This window comes from Mesorhizobium oxytropidicola (assembly GCF_056174625.1).
Genome location: NZ_CM149692.1, coordinates 5051469 through 5068635, shown reverse-complemented (window position 1 = coordinate 5068635; position 17167 = coordinate 5051469). Strand labels below are relative to the sequence as shown.

18 protein-coding genes and 1 pseudogene are annotated in these 17167 nt (G+C 60.8%); 10 read left to right on the top strand and 9 right to left on the bottom strand.

Annotation, left to right across the window (positions count from 1 at the left end; all coding sequences use genetic code 11):
• Nucleotides 1-60: 60 nt before the first annotated feature.
• The 3 genes from AC0V8S_RS25405 (at nucleotide 61) to AC0V8S_RS25395 (ending at nucleotide 2664) form a co-directional block, all read left to right on the top strand.
• Nucleotides 61-933, top strand: a complete 873-nt coding sequence (locus AC0V8S_RS25405) for an undecaprenyl-diphosphate phosphatase (protein WP_475434152.1) — start codon at nucleotides 61-63, stop codon at nucleotides 931-933.
• A gap of 135 nt (nucleotides 934-1068) precedes the next feature.
• A complete protein-coding gene (locus AC0V8S_RS25400) occupies nucleotides 1069-1689 on the top strand; it encodes a transglutaminase-like cysteine peptidase (protein WP_475434150.1) in 621 nt (206 codons plus the stop codon).
• A 183-nt stretch (nucleotides 1690-1872) separates the two neighbouring features.
• A complete protein-coding gene (locus AC0V8S_RS25395; RefSeq protein ID WP_475434148.1) occupies nucleotides 1873-2664 on the top strand; it encodes a phosphodiester glycosidase family protein in 792 nt (263 codons plus the stop codon).
• Between the two features lie 99 nt (nucleotides 2665-2763).
• Here AC0V8S_RS25395 and AC0V8S_RS25390 read toward each other — a convergent pair.
• A pseudogene (locus AC0V8S_RS25390) lies at nucleotides 2764-3392 on the bottom strand (DedA family protein).
• A gap of 25 nt (nucleotides 3393-3417) precedes the next feature.
• Entirely contained in the window at nucleotides 3418-4401 is a 984-nt protein-coding gene (locus AC0V8S_RS25385) for a DUF1402 family protein (RefSeq protein ID WP_475434146.1), read from the bottom strand.
• 236 nt (nucleotides 4402-4637) lie between these two features.
• Here AC0V8S_RS25385 and AC0V8S_RS25380 point away from each other — a divergent pair, with 236 nt between their 5' ends.
• The gene (locus AC0V8S_RS25380; RefSeq protein ID WP_183458717.1) at nucleotides 4638-5711 is read left to right on the top strand and encodes a glycoside hydrolase family 25 protein; all 1074 of its coding nucleotides are present in this window, start codon (nucleotides 4638-4640) and stop codon (nucleotides 5709-5711) included.
• A 33-nt stretch (nucleotides 5712-5744) separates the two neighbouring features.
• On the opposite strand, the gene AC0V8S_RS25375 is transcribed toward AC0V8S_RS25380, so the two are convergent.
• Both AC0V8S_RS25375 and AC0V8S_RS25370 read right to left on the bottom strand, forming a co-directional pair.
• Nucleotides 5745-5939: a hypothetical protein gene (locus tag AC0V8S_RS25375; protein WP_183458718.1), complete on the bottom strand. Its 195-nt coding sequence runs from the start codon at nucleotides 5937-5939 to the stop codon at nucleotides 5745-5747.
• A gap of 108 nt (nucleotides 5940-6047) precedes the next feature.
• Nucleotides 6048-6983: a LysR family transcriptional regulator gene (locus tag AC0V8S_RS25370; RefSeq protein WP_475434144.1), complete on the bottom strand. Its 936-nt coding sequence runs from the start codon at nucleotides 6981-6983 to the stop codon at nucleotides 6048-6050.
• A 105-nt stretch (nucleotides 6984-7088) separates the two neighbouring features.
• On the opposite strand from AC0V8S_RS25370, the gene AC0V8S_RS25365 reads away from it, so the two are divergent.
• Both AC0V8S_RS25365 and AC0V8S_RS25360 read left to right on the top strand, forming a co-directional pair.
• Nucleotides 7089-7250, top strand: a complete 162-nt coding sequence (locus tag AC0V8S_RS25365) for a hypothetical protein (RefSeq protein ID WP_475434142.1) — start codon at nucleotides 7089-7091, stop codon at nucleotides 7248-7250.
• 39 nt (nucleotides 7251-7289) lie between these two features.
• The gene (locus AC0V8S_RS25360; protein ID WP_475434140.1) at nucleotides 7290-7898 is read left to right on the top strand and encodes a class I SAM-dependent DNA methyltransferase; all 609 of its coding nucleotides are present in this window, start codon (nucleotides 7290-7292) and stop codon (nucleotides 7896-7898) included.
• Between the two features lie 202 nt (nucleotides 7899-8100).
• Here AC0V8S_RS25360 and AC0V8S_RS25355 read toward each other — a convergent pair whose 3' ends face one another.
• On the bottom strand, nucleotides 8101-8472 hold the full coding sequence (locus AC0V8S_RS25355; protein WP_475434138.1) for a VOC family protein: 372 nt from the start codon (nucleotides 8470-8472) through the stop codon (nucleotides 8101-8103).
• A gap of 132 nt (nucleotides 8473-8604) precedes the next feature.
• Here AC0V8S_RS25355 and AC0V8S_RS25350 point away from each other — a divergent pair, with 132 nt between their 5' ends.
• Genes AC0V8S_RS25350 through AC0V8S_RS25335 form a run of 4 tightly spaced genes read left to right on the top strand, consistent with a single transcriptional unit; the run spans nucleotide 8605 to nucleotide 10744 of the window.
• On the top strand, nucleotides 8605-9576 hold the full coding sequence (locus tag AC0V8S_RS25350) for a DUF3592 domain-containing protein (protein ID WP_475434136.1): 972 nt from the start codon (nucleotides 8605-8607) through the stop codon (nucleotides 9574-9576).
• Nucleotides 9577-9619: 43 nt separating this feature from the next.
• Nucleotides 9620-10141, top strand: a complete 522-nt coding sequence (locus AC0V8S_RS25345) for a hypothetical protein (RefSeq protein ID WP_475434134.1) — start codon at nucleotides 9620-9622, stop codon at nucleotides 10139-10141.
• Nucleotides 10134-10562, top strand: coding sequence for a hypothetical protein (locus tag AC0V8S_RS25340; protein WP_475434132.1), 429 nt, complete (start codon nucleotides 10134-10136; stop codon nucleotides 10560-10562). The genes AC0V8S_RS25345 and AC0V8S_RS25340 overlap by 8 nt, the downstream gene beginning before the upstream one ends.
• Entirely contained in the window at nucleotides 10502-10744 is a 243-nt protein-coding gene (locus tag AC0V8S_RS25335; protein ID WP_475434130.1) for a hypothetical protein, read from the top strand. Before AC0V8S_RS25340 ends, AC0V8S_RS25335 begins: the two co-directional genes overlap by 61 nt.
• Before the next feature lie 96 nt (nucleotides 10745-10840).
• Here the strand turns inward: AC0V8S_RS25335 and AC0V8S_RS25330 are convergent, their stop codons facing one another.
• From AC0V8S_RS25330 to AC0V8S_RS25315, 4 genes are all read right to left on the bottom strand, one after another.
• Nucleotides 10841-11674 (bottom strand): DUF3037 domain-containing protein, encoded by an 834-nt coding sequence (locus AC0V8S_RS25330; RefSeq protein ID WP_475434128.1) that lies wholly within the window; start codon nucleotides 11672-11674, stop codon nucleotides 10841-10843.
• A complete protein-coding gene (locus AC0V8S_RS25325; protein ID WP_475438694.1) occupies nucleotides 11647-12303 on the bottom strand; it encodes a hypothetical protein in 657 nt (218 codons plus the stop codon). The genes AC0V8S_RS25330 and AC0V8S_RS25325 overlap by 28 nt, the downstream gene beginning before the upstream one ends.
• A gap of 356 nt (nucleotides 12304-12659) precedes the next feature.
• The gene (locus AC0V8S_RS25320) at nucleotides 12660-12824 is read right to left on the bottom strand and encodes a hypothetical protein (RefSeq protein ID WP_183452977.1); all 165 of its coding nucleotides are present in this window, start codon (nucleotides 12822-12824) and stop codon (nucleotides 12660-12662) included.
• Nucleotides 12825-13108: 284 nt separating this feature from the next.
• Entirely contained in the window at nucleotides 13109-16882 is a 3774-nt protein-coding gene (locus AC0V8S_RS25315; protein WP_475434126.1) for a vitamin B12-dependent ribonucleotide reductase, read from the bottom strand.
• Nucleotides 16883-17167 lie beyond the last annotated feature (285 nt).

Sequence of the window (17167 nt, the reverse complement as noted above, 5' to 3'; positions counted from 1 at the left end):
CGCCAGACTATTGCTCGGTGGGGGATCGCCCCGCATGGTTCTTCGACAGAAAGGCTCGATATGGCAGACATCTGCACTCAAGGCGTAGACACCGGCTTCGTCGGCCTGGGATTTGCCAAGGTCGCCTTTCTCGGCCTGGTGCAAGGCATCACCGAATTGCTGCCGATTTCCTCGACCGCCCATATGCGCATCGTGCCGGCGGTGCTCGGCTGGCAGGATCCGGGCTCCGCCTTCTCCGCCGCCATGCAGCTTGCCGCCCTTGCCGCCGTGATCAGCTATTTCTGGGGCGACGTCAGGGATCTGCTGTTCGGCTCGCTCGACGCTCTCACGCGGCGCGACTTCGCCGACCGGCATTTCCGGCTGGCTTCCTGGATCGTGCTGGCGACGATCCCGATCGTCATTGCCGGCGTCGCGCTGTCAGGCGTTCTCAACGCCTGCAGTTCGCCGCTGCGCAGCCTGAGCGTGATCGGCTGGTCCTGCATCGTCATGGCGATCCTGCTGGCGCTCGCCGAGATTTTCGCCCGCCACAAGCGCACCATCGGCGAAGCCTCGCTCACCGACGCGCTGCTCGTCGGCGTCGCTCAGATCGGCGCGCTGATACCCGGCGTCTCGCGTTCTGGCTCAACCTTGACAGCAGCGCTGGGGCTCGGCTTCAAGCGGGCCGAGGCGGCGCGCTTCTCGTTCCTGCTCGGGCTGCCGGCGATCGCGCTGGCCGGTCTCAAGGAGTTGTGGGAACTGCACAAGGTTCATCTCGACGCCCATGGCTGGTCGGTCCTTGCCACCGGACTGGTCGTCGCCTCGATCTCCGCCTTCTTCGCCATCTGGGGGCTGATGCGCGTGCTGGAACGCTTCTCCGCCTGGCCCTTCGTCATCTACCGCGGCCTACTCGGCGTCGTCCTGTTGCTCGGCGTGGCGATGGGATGGCTGGCTTAGCAGGCTCAGTGTTGCGCGCGAGCAACCACTTGGATGCGTGCGTCGATCCCCCGGAGAAGTGATCAACTGGGTTCATTGACTTCGGAAGATAACAGCCCTTAACATTCTGTTAACAAAACGGATGGGTGGGGCCGGATGGCATCCTCGATGGGTTGGCGCCGCAAGGCGAAGGGGCTGGGGCTGGCGGTTGCGCTGACCGCTTTCTGTTCGGTGGGGGCCTATGCAGCGCCTGCTTCCATGGTTGTCGGCGGCTCGACCTCCCAGCCGATCGGCCACTATGATTTTTGCAAGATCCATGTCGCCGAATGCTCGATCCGCTCGCCCAACAGCGTGCCGGAACAGCTGACCAGCAAGCTGCTGCACGATATCTCAGCCGTGAATCTCTCGGTCAACACGCGCGTCAAGCCGATGAGCGACATGGACAATTACGGCAAGGACGAGTGGTGGGCCTATCCGGACAACGGTTTTGGCGACTGTGAGGATTACGCGCTGGAAAAGCGGCGTGAGCTCAACAGCCTGGGCATTGCCATAGCCAATCTTTTGATGACGGTGGTTCGCAAGCCGGATGGCGAAGGCCACGCGGTGCTGACGGTGCGCACCGACAAGGGCGACTTCATCCTCGACAATCTGACCGACAAGGTCCGCCTCTGGAACCAGACGAGCTATCGCTACCTGAAACGGCAGGCGAGCGACAACACCGGGCACTGGGTTTCCATTCTGGGTGGCGACGAACAGCTGGTTAGCGCTGTCAAATAGTCGAGATCTTTGTATTGACGCAATTCCGGACGGAAAACCGCTTCACACTTTTCCTGGAATTGCTCAGTTGGCCCCGCCGCGTCCGAGCTTGAAACCCGGTCCGATCCTTTCGTGCCGGTCTTCCATGGTGCCAGCGAGTGGTGATAACCACGACAGCTGATTGAAGCTGGCATCCGCAGGCGCATGGACTTTCTGACACTTCTCAACGCCGCGCCCCTGCTGCTGGGCCTGGTCAAGGCCGCACTACCGCAGGCGGTCGCCACGACGATGGCACTCGGCCAATGGTTCGTGTCAGTGCCGCCGTGCCGCGACTTCGCCTTCGAGGCGACGAGCTACCTCATCTGCGAGGTTGATCCGAAACTTTATTCGATCGAACTGTTCTGGAAGGACCCGGCTGGCAAGCCTTTCCAGTCGCTGCACAATCTCGACACCGCCCAGCGTGCGGCCGGCCGCACCATGCTGTTTGCCATCAATGGCGGCATGTATCATCCAGACCTCAGGCCGGTTGGCCTCTATGTCGAACGTGGCCAGGAGATGGCCGGTGTGAAGACGGGATCGGGAAGCGGCAATTTCTCGCTACAGCCGAATGGCATCTTCTACATCAGCGGCGGCAAGGCCACGGTCCGGGCGACCAGGGATTTTGTCAGGAAGCGGCCATCCACCGACTATGCGACGCAATCCGGGCCGATGCTGGTGATCGACGGCCAGCTTCATCCGAAATTCCAGTCCGACGGCACCTCACTCAAGACCCGCGATGGCGTCGGGGTGCGCAAGGACGGCGTCGCGGTCTTTGCCATTTCGAACGGCACCGTGAATTTCCATGCATTCGCCCGGCTGTTCCGCGATGCGCTCGGCTGCGACAATGCGCTGTTTCTCGACGGCACAATATCGAGCCTGTTCGCGCCCGCGATTGGTCGCAACGATGATTATTGGAATCTGGGGCCGATGATCGGGGTGTTCAGGAAAAGGGGCTAGTGCATGTCGCCCAAAAGTGATCTCGGTTTTGGGAGAACGACATGCATCAAAACAAAGACCTAAAGCGCGTCGCGTGTACCCGCTTCGATGCAACGCGCTTTAGGCGCGGGCGGTTCGCCTGCGCCGGAGCTTGAGGGCGATCACCGCGATGATGATCAAGGCGATCGCGGCGATCCCAGCCAACCCGAACAGGCTGGTCACATCGAGTTCGGGGATGCTGCCGGCGCCCTTGGCCACCAGCCATCCCGGCGACAGCACGACCGGAGCCCAGATGATCGCCGACAGGATGTTGGCGATCTGGAAGCGGCGCCGGTGCATGCCCATCATGCCCGCGACCAGTGGCACGGTGGCACGGACCGGGCCGAGAATCGGCCGATGAAAACCGCTGCAAAACCATAACGATGGAAGAACAGCCGCGCCCTGGCGACCTCGCGGCGGTAGCGGTTGAGCGGCCATTTATGGACGACACCGCGCCCCAGCCATCTGCCGAGGAAGTAGGAGATGGTATCGCCGAGCGCCGCCCCGATCATCGCGGCGAGAAGTACCGGCAGAGGCTGGACGATGCCGGCTCCCACCAGGCCGCCGACGATGATGAGCACCGTGGTGCCAGGCAGGAGAATGCCGACCAGCACCAGTGACTCGCCGAAGGCCAGCAGCCCGACCACGAGGCCGGCCCAGGCCTGATGGTTCTCGATGAAACAGACGCTCTGGTCGATGAACGACTGCACGCAGGCTCCCTGTTAAAAGCGTTTCTCAGCTGCCGCTGTCGAGCAGGCTTCTGAGTTCGTCGAGCTTGTCGTTGACGAGCCAGCCGTAATAATTCTCGACCGGCAGCTTGCGGCCCTTGCCACCGGCAACCGCCGCGCGCAGGTCGGCCGCGCGCAGCCGGGGCTGGCCGACATTGTAGAGCGTCGCGGTGATGCCCGGATTGCCTGAGATGTCGAAGCCCTGTTCCTTGTAGGCATCGATGGCGTCGCGCACGATCGCGGCGATGTAGACGATGCTGCGGTCGGGATCCATGACATCGCGATAGATCGCCTGCGGATGATCCGGCGTCAGCCTGTCGTAACCGCTCACCTTGTTGACCAGGTCGGTCACCTCAAGCGCGGTCAGCGGGCTGATCTGGCCGAGGCCGAATGTCTGGCCGGCGAAGAAGGGCTGGAAGAAGGCCTGCTGGAAGGTCATCGCGTCATAGGTAACGCCGTCGACCGTCTTGCCGCGGAAACGGTCGACCCACACCCTGTCGCGGCAACTCCAAAGAGTGGCACTGTCCTTGGCCTCGGCGCAGGCCGCGAATTCCGGCCGCTGGACAAAGGTCTGCACCGGCACGCCCTTGTAGCGGAAGGCAAAGTCGAGGCCGGAATAGGACAGCGCCTTCACATAGTAGGTCTGGACCGAACCGACAGCGGTCACATTGTAGGTATGTTCGCCGACCAGAGCGCCGACGATATGGATGGGGTCGATATCGTAAGCCGCCGCCACCTGCTTGATATGCGCCACCAGTTTCTTCTCGCGCTTCAGCAGCGCGACAATCTTCTGGTATTTTTCCGCATAGGTGGTCTTGAAGGCCCGGGTCCGCGTCGCCGATGCATCCGGGATCGGCGGTTGCGTCTGCGAGCGATTACCGGGGGGAACGACGGTCAGCGCGCTGGCGTGCGCGGTCTCGCCCATGAGCGCGCCGCCGCAGGACAGGGCCACGAGCAGGGGGACCAGGAGAAGCCGCTGCAACGCAATCATCGGGCGCCTTTTTGGGAATCGTGGGAAATGCCGGCGGCAAACGCCGCATCCCGTCTCAACAGCCACATTATGGCACTGTCAAGGCTGAGCCGACCGTCGACGGAGAACGTCTGAAACGGGTCACAGTCATGGTAAAAAACTTGATTCAAACTTTATTGGTAATTTCTCGTTCATAACTGGGCTGGTTGTCCGTGGGCCGTTGCCTTCGGTCTGTTGTGTTTTGAGTACAGGTCCAGATGCGGTTACCAGGCGCCATCAGTTTCGTGATCGCAGCGCTGTGCCTTGCCGGCTGCTCGTCGACATCGGGCATGGACGCGCTCGACATGCAGAAGCCGTCGAATGAAACCACCAGCTCGGTGGTGCGGCCAAGCGCACCGATCGCGTCTGTACCCATGACCAAGGCCAACAAGGTGCGCAAGCTGGCCGAGGCCGCGCCCGCTGACGACAATGCTCCGCCTTTCGGCCTGGCGGAGGAAGAGACGGTGGCGTTTCCGGCGCCTGAATTGCCGGACAGCGTCGATCCGCCGGTCGAGCCGGCAGCCCTGGTCTCGCCGCCAAAGCTCTTGTCGCGCGCAGCCCCGCCGATGCTTGCCGGGCCGGTCACGCGCTACGGCTTTCGCGATGCCAAGCCGATCAATTTCGGCCGCTCCTCGCCCCGGCACCTTGCCGTGCACGGCGTCGACGTATCGCGCTGGCAAGGTGACGTGAACTGGGGGAAGCTGCGTGCCCAGGGCGCCAATTTCGCCTACATCAAGGCGACCGATGGCGGCGACCACCTCGATCCGATGTTCATGAAGAACTGGCGCAATGCCGATGCCGCCGGGCTGAAGCGTGGCGCCTATCATTTCTTCTACTGGTGCCGCACCGCCGGCGAGCAGGCCGACTGGTTCATCCGCAACGTGCCGAAGGTCGATGGCGCCTTGCCGCCGGTAATCGATGTCGAATGGAATGGCGATTCCAGCTGCCAAAGGCGGCCGTCGCGCGAAAAGGTGCTGGAGAAGATGCAGGTGTTCATGGACAAGCTGGAGCGTCACTACGGCCAGCGTCCGATCATCTACACCTCGCCGGATTTCTATCGCGACAACCTCCAGGGCGCCTTTCTCGACTATCCCTTCTGGCTGCGCGCGGTGGCACGGCACCCGTCGAAGGTCTATCCCGGCCGCAAATGGCTGTTCTGGCAGTATTCCGGCTCAGGCCTGTCGCACGGCGTGACCGGCCGCATCGACCTCAACGTCTTCCATGGCGACGAGCGGCAATGGCGCGCCTGGGCCGGCGGCGGCGGCCGTCAGATGATGGCCGACGCGGACTAGGGTTCGCGTCGGCCTTCGCTCTGGTTCTGCCGCCTATTGGAGCTGGTTGCCCCCGCCATTCCTCTCCTCGCTCAGCCGCAGCTTTCTCCTCAAAGCCATGATCTCGGCAATCGCGGCATCGATCATGGTGAGAAGTGTCAACGTGTCGTGCTGGGTTGGATCGGCTCTGACATAGGCGAGCTGATTGACGATGTCGGTGTCGTCTTCGGTTTCGTCGCTCTTGGCCATCTTCCGGCTATCCTCCCTGAGAATTTCTCCATCGGATCGCATCGGTCGTCAAATTACCCTTCCATCACGTCATCGTGTCGATGGGCATAGGCAACACTATGGCTTTTGCTAACGGGCCGCCAATCCCACTGGTCCTGTCTGGCGCGCTTCTTGCGCTCGAATATCCGCGGTCTGCGCCAGCACCCAGTCCCGGAACACCTTGATCTTAGGCGTGTTGCGGCGGCTTTCCAGGTGCACCAGCCAATAGCCGTCGCCGTCGGATCCGACGATGTCGAAAGGTTTTATCAGCTGCCCCTTCGCCAAAAGCGCGCTGTAGAGGTTTTGGGTGAGGATGGCAGCAGCCTGATCGGTCAGGGCCGCCATGGCGTCATAGGACTGCCCGCCGAGTGCCGGGCCTGGGATGATGCGAGCGGGATCGAAGGGCACGCCGGCCGCTTCGAACCAGATTTTCCACCAGGGATCGTCAGGGCCGCATAGCGGCACCTTGTAGAGATCCTCGGGGCGGCGGATGCCGCCCACGCTCTCGGCCAGTTTTGGACTGAGCATCGGCGTGTAGTCCGCCTTGAACAGATAGTGGGCTGTCAGGTCAGGCCATTTGCCGGTGCCGGTCCGAATGCCGATATCCATGCCCTCGCGGCCGAAATCGACCAACCTCGACGATGTATCCACCTTCACGGCGAGGTCTGGATGCATCAGCTGGAATGTTCCAAGCCACACGGCCAGCCAGTTCGACGCAAATGTCGCCATGGTCGTCAGCGACAGCACGCCGCTCGCTCCGCCCTTGGTGGCGACCCAGGCATCGGCCAGGGCTGAGAACGCGCCCGTGGCGTGCGGCGCCAGCTGCTGCCCGGCCTCGGTCAAGGCGATCTGCCTTGTTTTCCTTATGAAAAGCGGCGTTCCAGCGCGTTCTTCCAGCACCTTGATCTGATAGCTGGCCGCTGACTGTGTCATGCCGAGTTCTTCGGCCGCCTTGGTAAAACTGCCCAGCCGCGCCGCAGCCTCAAAGACTCTGATAGCCCCCAAGGGCGGTAGCTCCCAACTCATGACGCATCAATCCTCCTGATGCATGGTACGCGACGTTCGATTGGAAACCAAGGCCGCAAACAGGCATGCTCTGGTCATCAACACCAACCCGAAAGGACCACGGCAATGACCCTCTACAACACGCTTCGCCGCCCGGTGCTCGATCTCTTCACCGCGCCGTTCAGATCCCGCAGGCGCGGCCTGCTCGACCAGCGTTCGCTGTCGGATCATTTCCTGCGCGATATCGGCGTGCTCGATGGACACGTGCCTCCCGGCACCATTCACTGAACACGCTTTTTGATCATATGGACGCGGAGGGAGGGAAGGATGGATGAGTTGTCGCAAGCCCTGGCGAAGAGCCGTCAAACGATCAGTGCCTATGAGGACTATGCGGAACGCTACGATGCCATCGTGCGGCATGTCCCCAACGAGAGAGAGCAGGCATCGCTGAAGCGCCTCGTGGCGATCGCCGGCACGGCCGGCCGGATTCTGGAAGTCGGGTCGGGAGCCGGATATGACGCGGACTTTCTGGAGGGCCTGGGCGTCAAGGTTCGCCGCACCGACGCGACAAAGCGGTTTCTCGAGCTGCAGGCCGCGCGCGGCAAACAGGGTGAGCTTCTCGATCTCCTCACCGATGATTTCGGCGGCCCCTATGATGCTGTCCTGGCCCTCGCCGTCCTGATCCATGTGCCCCGCGACCAGACCGACCAGGTGCTTGCCAAGATAGCCGGGTCATTGCGGCCAGGCGGCGCCTTGCTCGTATCGATGCGCAATGGCGATGGCGAGACGGACGGCAACTATCACACGGTCTTGTGGCGCAGAGACGACTTCGCAGCCCGTCTCAAAGCCGCCGGGCTGGTGCCTCTCCGAGACGATTTCAACATCGGCCGCAACAGCGAGGAATGGAACACCTTCCTGGCGGTGCGGCCGGCATAAAGGGATCTTTTTCCCTTCTCCCCTTGTGGGGTCCGGAGGACGGGCGAGACAAATGGCTCGCCCCGGGCGGTGTCGCCAAAGGCGACGGATGAGGGGTGTTCCAGGGAACGCCAACGCCTCACCCCGCTGGAACACCCCTCAACCGTCTCGGCGCTGCGCGCCGATCCACCTTCTCCCACAAGGGGAGAAGGAAAGGCACGCCTTACGCCTCGTTGATCATCGCCTCGATATTGTAGCCGTCGGGATCGAGCACGAAGCAGGCGTAGTACTTCTCCGCATAGTCCGGACGCGGGCCGGGCGCACCATTGTCTCCGGCACCAGCCTCAAGTGCTGCCCGATGAAATGCATCGACCTCCGCCTTGCTCTTCACCCGGAACGCAACATGCAGATGGGTGAGTGGCGGCGCCTCGCCGGTTCGCTGGATCTCGAACAGGCAACCATTGCCGACATCGAAGGCCCAGAACACGCCCTCCTTGCCGAAGGACAGGCGATACCCCAACGGCGCGAAAGCCCGTTCATAGAAGAGCTTGCTCTTCTCGAGGTCGCCCACTTCGATGGTGATGTGATCAATCATGTCGTGTTCCGCCTGAGATGTTGAACATTTGCCGGGCCGGTCGCCCCGGCGCCTTTTGCGAATAAACAAGACATCGCCGTCAACGTGCTGTCTATATGAGGTTCCTACACTCGTGGGGCGGCGGGGGCCGAGTTGGAGCTGGAACTCAAATTTCTGCTGGTCGGATTTGCCTGCGCGGTCTCCGGCATGCTGTCGCTCATCACCTTCTTGAAATGGCGCGAGGTGCGGGCGCTCAGCCGCTGGTTGCCGACGCCGGGAAAGATCGTCTCGTCGCGCGTCGAAGCGCGTGAGGTCAGAAGCTCGGGCGCTGGCTCGGACAGCAGCGATACCACCGAGATGCGCAATTTTCCGGCGATCACCTTCGAATACAAGGTCGGTGGCAAGAAATTTCAAAGCTCGCGCTACAGCGTGAAGGAGAATCTGGGGAATTTCGAAGTCCGCGAAACCCTTGCGCAGTTTCCCCGCGGCGCGGAGGTCACCGTCTTCTACAATCCGGCCGATCCGAGCAAAGCCGTGATCGAGCGCACCATGCCGGACGGCGCCTTCAAGTTCATGTTCCAGCTCTCGGCGGGGCTGGCGATCGGCGCGGCGGTTCTGGTGTTTTCCATCGGCGGCGTGCTCGAGGCGATCCGGCCGCATCTGCCCAAGCCGCAGAATCTCGGCGCCGCGGCATTGCTGCTGTTCATGGGCCTGTTCGCCCTGCGCATGGGGTTTGCCCAGAAGTCGCTTGCCGAGCAGGCGGCAAAATGGCCGGTCGTCGCCGGCCGCATTGAGTCCTCAGGTCTGCAGGCGCTGCGAAATTATAGCGGCTATCGACGCTGGCGCACCGTCTTCAAATCCCGCATCGTCTACAGCTATGGCGTCGCCGGCCAGCGCTACAGCGCCGACCGCGTCACCTTCGGCGCCACTGTCACGGCTTCGCTTCCTGGCCTCGTCAGCGGTCAGGCACGAAGCTATGCCGAGGGCAGCAAGGTGGATGTGCACTATGACCCCGTCAATCCTGGCTCGGCGGTGCTCGAATGCCGGGTGCGCGGGCTCTGGCTGCTGTGGGTCTGTTCGGCAGGCTTTCTCGGCGGCGCTGCCTTTCTGGTCGGGCTGGTGTGAGGGCAGGTTTTTGGCTTCCACAACGCTTTCCCGGAGACATCCAGTGATCCTTCGCAAACTGGCTTTTGTTCTCCTGGGCCTGCTCGGCCCGATCCAGGCGGTGAGCGCGAAGGAATGTCTGCTGAGCCACGCCACCTACCGCGAGCCGCGTTCGGGCGCGGTTCTGCAATTCCGGCCGCTGAACAATGAGCCGGCGGCGCTGACGGCGCAGGTGTTTTCGCTGCGCGTGCCCAACACGGACAAAAACCTGCCTGCCGACATCACTTGGACCAACGGCAAGAATTCGTTTCCGCTCGGCACCATCCGCCACGCCTGCACCGACGACGACCGCGAAGCGGGACTGCAGGATGGCAGCGGCCTGTGCAGGATATGGGACGGTCAGGTCTACGCCTTGACCGGAGGCGGCGCCGAACAGTTGAATTCGCGCGAAGCGACGCCGGCGCCGAAAGGGCTGTTGCTGCCCGATTTCGGTGTGGCTTTCACCGAATGGGCCGATTTCGCCAACGCCAATCCGGATGGCTCGGCCTGGGATGCTTTTACCCTCACGGGATGCAGCGATGACTAGCGCCATGAGATCGATCGCTTGGATCAGCATCCTGTTGGCGTCCGTGACGATATATGGCGTGGCACGCGCGGATGAGCCCGCGCCATCGCGCCCGCCGATCGACAAATGCGTCTGGGAAAAGCTGACCGACAAGACGATCGGCCTTGCCGCCTGGGCGCAGCGCTGCGACTTCAGCTTCCGCCAGATCCATTTCGAATTCGCCGGCAACGCGCTCGCGATCAAATACAGCGATGGTGGCGCGGCCGACCCGCTGGTCGAGGTGTTCGACATCAAATCAGGCGAAACCGCCGAGGCCGCCATGCAGCGACTGTTCCTGGAAAAGACCGACAAGACCGTCAGCGCCCGCTGCGTGCTGGCGCCGTGCCCGCCGGCGTCAAGCGCTACACATTCGGGCCCGACGTTGCCTATGCGAAGGAACTGACGGCACTTGCCGACCCCAACGAAGTTCCCGAACCGCCCTGCTGCGACTGGGGCGAAATGCCTGACGGCATCCAGTATTTCGAGGTGCCGGCGGGTGAGGGGCGCAAGGTGCTGTTTGTCCGGGTGGGGCAAGACGAGCCGTTGTTTGACGAGCAGACGCTGCGGGTGTTGCCGGCGGGGTAGGCGTCAGAAGTAAGAGTCCAATCAGGTTGCGCGATGGCCGGACGAAATCAACCACGTGGCGCAAGTGCAATACGGCCGAAATGATTAGCCGGCTAATCAACTTTGCAAAAGTGATTTATGACCTGCGGCATTCAAAATTATATCGAGATACCGCGCTTTATCCTCACGACTTTCCATATTGAAAGAATCAATAGCTTCCCTTTGAGCTATCTTGAGCGCAGGGCCGACCGCTCTTTCTACCAAGGTTGTGGCAGAAAAAACCAAGTAACAATTGATCCCTATATTGGATAGGGTGTCTTTTGCATGTTGAAAGGTAACGCTTGCTAAAGCGGCATTCTTAATTTCTGCAGATCCTGCGTGATCGGAGTTAGTAAAGTCTATGGTTTCCGTTGCGTGGTATTTAGAGTTCTTCAACATGAAGTCGACGTGAAGTTTTCCGGATGGGCCAACCGGAAGATTGGCCACAATACGGTGCCTGTCAATGTCTTGAATATCTCCACTAAAGAGGTCGTATTCCTTGAATATCTTCCGGAGGTCTTTGGATAGCTTGCTGCCGGGTTTTTTCTTGGACGGCTGACCTTTCGGTTTCTCAACGTACTCGGAGATTATGTCCGATATTCTTTGCTCGTATTGACTATCCGAATCGATCGTAAACCACCCAATCTCTGAAAGGGTGTAGCCCGTAGCCCTTGAGAGCCGAGCAACTCGTGCGCCCAATTCGGTTGATGAATCGTCGGATTCCCTGAGGTGCGTCGCAATCCACTCAACCGCCCGCGAACTGACATTGAAATAGCTCAACAACTGAGGAGAAGCATTCAATCTCACGTCAAGGCGATCGGACTTGAACACGACCAGGCCTACGTTCAAAACGTCGCCACGGTGCGCAAATGGCACCAAGCGAATTAGAGCGTAGTTAAAGATATGCGCCACTGCGGATTCCTTCGTCCACTTCGTCTATTTGGCGTCCAAATTCCGGACTCAGAATTTCTAGCTATCAGTGAAGTTCGTGCATTTTTTGACAACCATTCCGTTGGTAACCCGATCATTGCATTGTCGCAGAGAAGCGCACGACCTTTATGAAACCGATCCAGGAACGACCTAGCAAATTCCGCGGAGAAACCGTGTACCTTCCGTATCTTTTTACCGACCTGCACCGTCGGCATGCCCTGAGCAAGCCCAACGATGGCATTGTCATTCAAGATTGTTGAGCTGCCGAAGTCAATTATATGCAGATTGGCGATCTCTTGACCGTCCACCAAGCCCGCCCGCTGGAACAGAAAATTGTGATCGTGGCGATCAGGATTGTAGATCAACTGATCAAAAGCATAGGTTGCTGAGAGCAAGTTTTGGATGCCTGGCACGTTGAGATTGCCAGGACCATTGAGGAGCAGCATGCTGGCTTCCAAGTCGCTCATGCAATGCGTTATCGCCTGTGAGCCGAACACAAGTGCTCCGTCAGGGGTCTGAAGCACCTTCATTGGAGGAACGGGTAGGTTAAGAGACCTTGCGAACGATGTGCATATCCACTCCGTGGCGCAAACGTCGACCTCACCACCCATCCCTTTAACGAAATACCTCAACCCATCGTCACAGAGCGCCACACCAGTCTGGTGCAGCGTAGTCTGACGGGGGTTTGGCTTGTACTCAGTTATTCTGAGGGGAATGAATTCCAATTGCGTCATAGGTTGGCATCCAGCGTCCCAAAAATCCCCCTGTCATGTTCCCGCGCCCTACTCGGCGTATCCCAAAGCCACCCCGGACCATTAAAATCCTAATCGCATAGTAGACAAAAGTCCATAAAAAATCAACATTATGGTCATTTCTGCCAAAGAAACACTACATATAGTGCATACTTGGTTGGAAAAGGTTGTTTGCCGGCCGCAATCGGGCGACCGGCAAACTCGACCTTAGGGTGTTATTTCTTGCGCGGCGGCTCGTTCTTGGTGTCCCCGTAGCCGGGCTTGGGCACGCGCTCGACCGTGGTTGTGTTAGGGCGGCGCTCGGCTTCCTTCACAGGAATGAATTGGCCGCTCTTCGAGCTACGTCCAATGTCGAAAGTCTTACGTTCATTGGTGGTCATTGGATATCTTTCTTTGGAACTGCCTCAGCTACCTCGACTCCAAGAACCGACTCCCGATATGATGTTCCTTGTCACAGGAGATGGGATTCGATCTCGTCGCCCCGCGTGGGCTTCGGCTTATTCGCGGTACCCAAGGCCGATCCGAAGGGGTCGGCCTTGGTGTTTTCAGTCGCATTTGGGCGATTTCAATTTTTTAGGCTACTTTCTCTTTTGTTCCTTTTGCCATTCCGGCCCGATCTTACGACCGGGCCGATGACGTTGCGTTTGAGCGCTGCAGATTTTCCTCAGCTGCACCCGCTCGTGGCGCCGCACGTATCGCACTTTTCACACGTCCCGTTCCGCACCATCGTGAAATTCTGGCACTCGGAGCAGGAATTGCCGGTGTAGCCTTGCAGCAGTGATTTGGCGCGGCGGTCGGCGGCGAGTTTCTTTGCTTCGGCCGCTTCATTGGCCGCGGCGTCGGTGAACAGCGCCGCCGTGGCGTCGGAAGCAGAGCCGGCCACTTCCTCGAAGGCGATGTCCTCGGCCAATTCCTTGGCGCGCTCCTCATAGTCGCGCTTGTAGGCGATCGCCTCGTCGCTGGCCGGCTTCAGCGCCAGGACGTTGGAGCCGGAGAAGGCGGTCGGCGCCGAGCGGGCAGGGGTGGCGGAGCCGGCAAAGCCCTTCGGCTCGTTGCCGATTGCCCTCGACACCAGCTTCACCGGCGAACCGCGGGTCAGGCCCTTGGAGACGGCGTCGGTCTTGCCTTCGCTGATGCCGCGGCCAAGTGCGGTGTTGGAGAAGTCCGACTGGTCGACATGGGCGAGGTCGTTGCGGCCGAGATAGGAGATGGCGAGTTCGCGGAACACGTAGTCGAGGATCGACGTCGCGCTCTTGATGGCATCGTTGCCGATGACCATGCCGGCCGGCTCGAACTTGGTGAAAGTGAAGGCGTGCACATATTCGTCGAGCGGCACGCCGTACTGCAGGCCGAGCGAAATGGCGATGGCGAAGTTGTTGAGGAGGCCACGCAGCGTGGCGCCTTCCTTGTTCATGTCGATGAAGATCTCGCCGAGACGGCCATCATCATATTCGCCGGTGCGCAGGAAAATGGTGTTGCCACCGATCTTGGCCTTCTGGGTGTAACCCTTGCGGCGGCCGGGCAGCTTTTCCTGCTCGCGCGACACGCGCTCGATGATGCGCTCGACGATCCGTTCGGTGATCTGCGCCGCGCGCGCTGCCGCCGGTGCGGCGATCAGCTGCTCGACCGCATCGTCCTCATCCTCCTCGCCATCGGCGAGCAGCGAGGCATTCAGCGGCTGCGACAGTTTTGAACCGTCGCGGTAAAGCGCGTTGGCCTTCAGCGCCAGCTTCCACGACAGCATGTAGGCGCCCTTGGCGTCTTCCACCGTCGCATCGTTGGGCATGTTGATGGTCTTGGAGATGGCGCCCGAGATGAAAGGCTGTGCCGCCGCCATCATCTGGATGTGGCTGTTAATCGACAGCGAACGCTTGCCGATCTTGCCGCAGGGGCTGGCGCAGTCGAACACGGCGAGGTGTTCGGCCTTGAGGAAGGGCGCGCCTTCCAAAGTCATGGCACCGCAGACATGGATATTGGCGGCCTCGATGTCCTTCCTGGAAAAACCCAGCGCCGGCAAGATCTCGAACGAGAAGTCGTTGAGTTGCTCGTCGGTGAAGCCGAACGTCTCCTTCACCCAGTCGGCGCCGAGCGTCCACTGGTTGAAGACGAACTTGATGTCGAAGGCCGACTTCAGCGCCGCATTAAGCGCCTCGATCTTCTCGTCGGTGAAGCCTTTCGCCTTGAGCGAGCCGGGATTGATGACGGGCGCCTGGTTGAGATTGCCGTGGCCGACCGCATAGGCCTCAATCTCGGCGAGCTGGGCTTCGGAGTAGCCGAGCGTGCGCAGCGCTTCCGGCACCGCACGGTTGATGATCTTGAAGTAGCCGCCGCCGGCGAGCTTCTTGAACTTCACCAGCGCGAAGTCGGGCTCGATGCCGGTGGTGTCGCAATCCATGACCAGACCGATCGTGCCGGTCGGCGCGATGACGGTCGCCTGCGCATTGCGGTAGCCATGCTCCTCGCCAAGTTCGATGGCGCGGTCCCAGGCGGCTTTCGCATGCTCGGCAAGCGCCTGCTGCTTGAGGTCGGAGGCGACCAGCGGCACCGGATTGACGGCGAGCTTCTCGTAGCCGTCCTTGTCGCCATAGGCGGCGCGGCGATGGTTGCGCATGACGCGCAGCATGTTCTGGGCGTTGCGGTCATAGTCCGGGAAAGCGCCGAGCTCGGAAGCCATTTCCGCCGAGGTGGCGTAGGCGACGCCGGTCATGATCGCGGTGAGTGCTGCGCAGATGGCGCGGCCCTCGTCAGAGTCATAGGGAATGCCCGAGGTCATCAGCAGGCCACCAATATTGGCGTAGCCGAGGCCGAGCGTGCGGTATTCGTAGGAGAGCTTGGCGATCTCCTTCGAGGGGAACTGCGCCATCATGACCGAGATTTCGAGAACAATGGTCCACAGCCGCACCGTATGCTCGTAGGCAGCGATGTCGATCGTGCCGTCGGCATTACGGTAGGGCAGCAGGTTGATCGAGGCGAGGTTGCAGGCCGTGTCGTCGAGGAACATGTATTCCGAGCACGGATTGGAGGCGCGAATCGCACCGGCCGAAGCGCAGGTGTGCCAGTCGTTCATCGTCGTGTTGAAATGCAGGCCCGGATCCGCCGACGCCCAGGCGGCGTAGCCGATCTTTTCCCAGAGATCCCTGGCCTTCAGCGTCTTCAGCACCTTGCCGTCCTTGCGGGCGGTCAGGTGCCAGTCGGCGTCGTCCTCGACGGCGCGCAGGAAATTGTCCTTCAGCGACACCGAATTGTTGGAGTTCTGGCCCGAAACCGTCAGATAGGCATCCGAATCCCAGTCGGTGTCGTAGGTCTTGAACGACATCGAGGTGTAGCCCTGCTTGGCGAACTGGATGACGCGGTAGATGTAGTTCTCCGGCACGGCCGACTTCTTGGCCGCCTTGATCTCGCGCTTCAGCGCCGTGTTGATGGCCGGATCGAAGCAGTCGTCGTCATGGCCTTCGCAATTGACACAGGCCTTCATGATGGCTTCGAGATGCTTCTTGACGATCTTGGAGCCGGTCACCAGCGAGGCGACCTTCTGCTCTTCATTGACCTTCCAGTCGATGAATTCCTCGATATCGGGGTGGTCGGCGTCGACGATAACCATTTTCGCAGCACGGCGGGTCGTGCCGCCAGACTTGATGGCGCCCGCGGCGCGGTCGCCGATCTTGAGGAAGCTCATCAGGCCGGACGAACGGCCGCCGCCCGACAGCTTTTCGCCTTCGCCGCGCAGCAGCGAGAAGTTCGAGCCGGTGCCGGAGCCATATTTGAACAGGCGCGCTTCACGCACCCAAAGGTCCATGATGCCGCCCTCGTTGACGAGGTCGTCCTGCACGCCCTGGATGAAGCAGGCATGCGGCTGCGGATGCTCGTAGGACGATTTCGACTTGGTCAGCTTGCCGGTGAAGGGGTCGACATAGAAGTGGCCCTGGCTCGGACCGTCAATGCCGTATGCCCAGTGCAACCCAGTGTTGAACCATTGCGGCGAATTGGGCGCGACGCGCTGCGTGGCCAGCATATAGGCGAGCTCGTCGCGGAAGGTGCGCGCGTCGTCCTCCGACTTGAAGTAGCCGCCCTTGTAGCCCCAATAGGTCCAGGTGCCGGCCAGCCGGTCGAAGACCTGGCGGGCGTCGATCTCGGACCCGTAGCGCTCGGCTTCCGGCAGTTTGGCAAGTTCGGCCTCATCGGCGACGGAGCGCCACAGGAAGGAGGGGACGTCGTTCTCCTCGACCTTCTTCAACCGCGCGGGGACGCCAGCCTTGCGGAAATACTTCTGCGCCAGGATGTCGGCGGCGACCTGGGAGAACTGCGCCGGCACGTCGATGTTGTCGAGGCGGAACACCACCGAGCCATCCGGATTCTTGATCTCGGAAAGCGCCTTGCGGAATTCGATCTCCGCATAAGCAGATTGGCCTGGCTTGGTGAAGCGACGCTCGATGCGCATTGGTCCCGTCCTTTTGTCTATATATAGCGCTTTTCCCCAGGGATTTCTCCCCCTGATGCGAAACGCGCATGCCCGCCGTCTGCCGGCGTTCGAAAACGGCCGGCTCTCCATTTCGCGGGTCCCGCCGGCCTCTGCTGGCCGAGCTCCTTGCGAAGCTTCAGTCCAGCGCACCGCCGAACCCCGCGGGTCCCTCAAATCTGAATTTTTCCGAGTCCCTCACTCGAGGGAAATTCACACTATCTAGCGTCGAACCTACCTGCAAACACTAAATATAGTATTAACAGA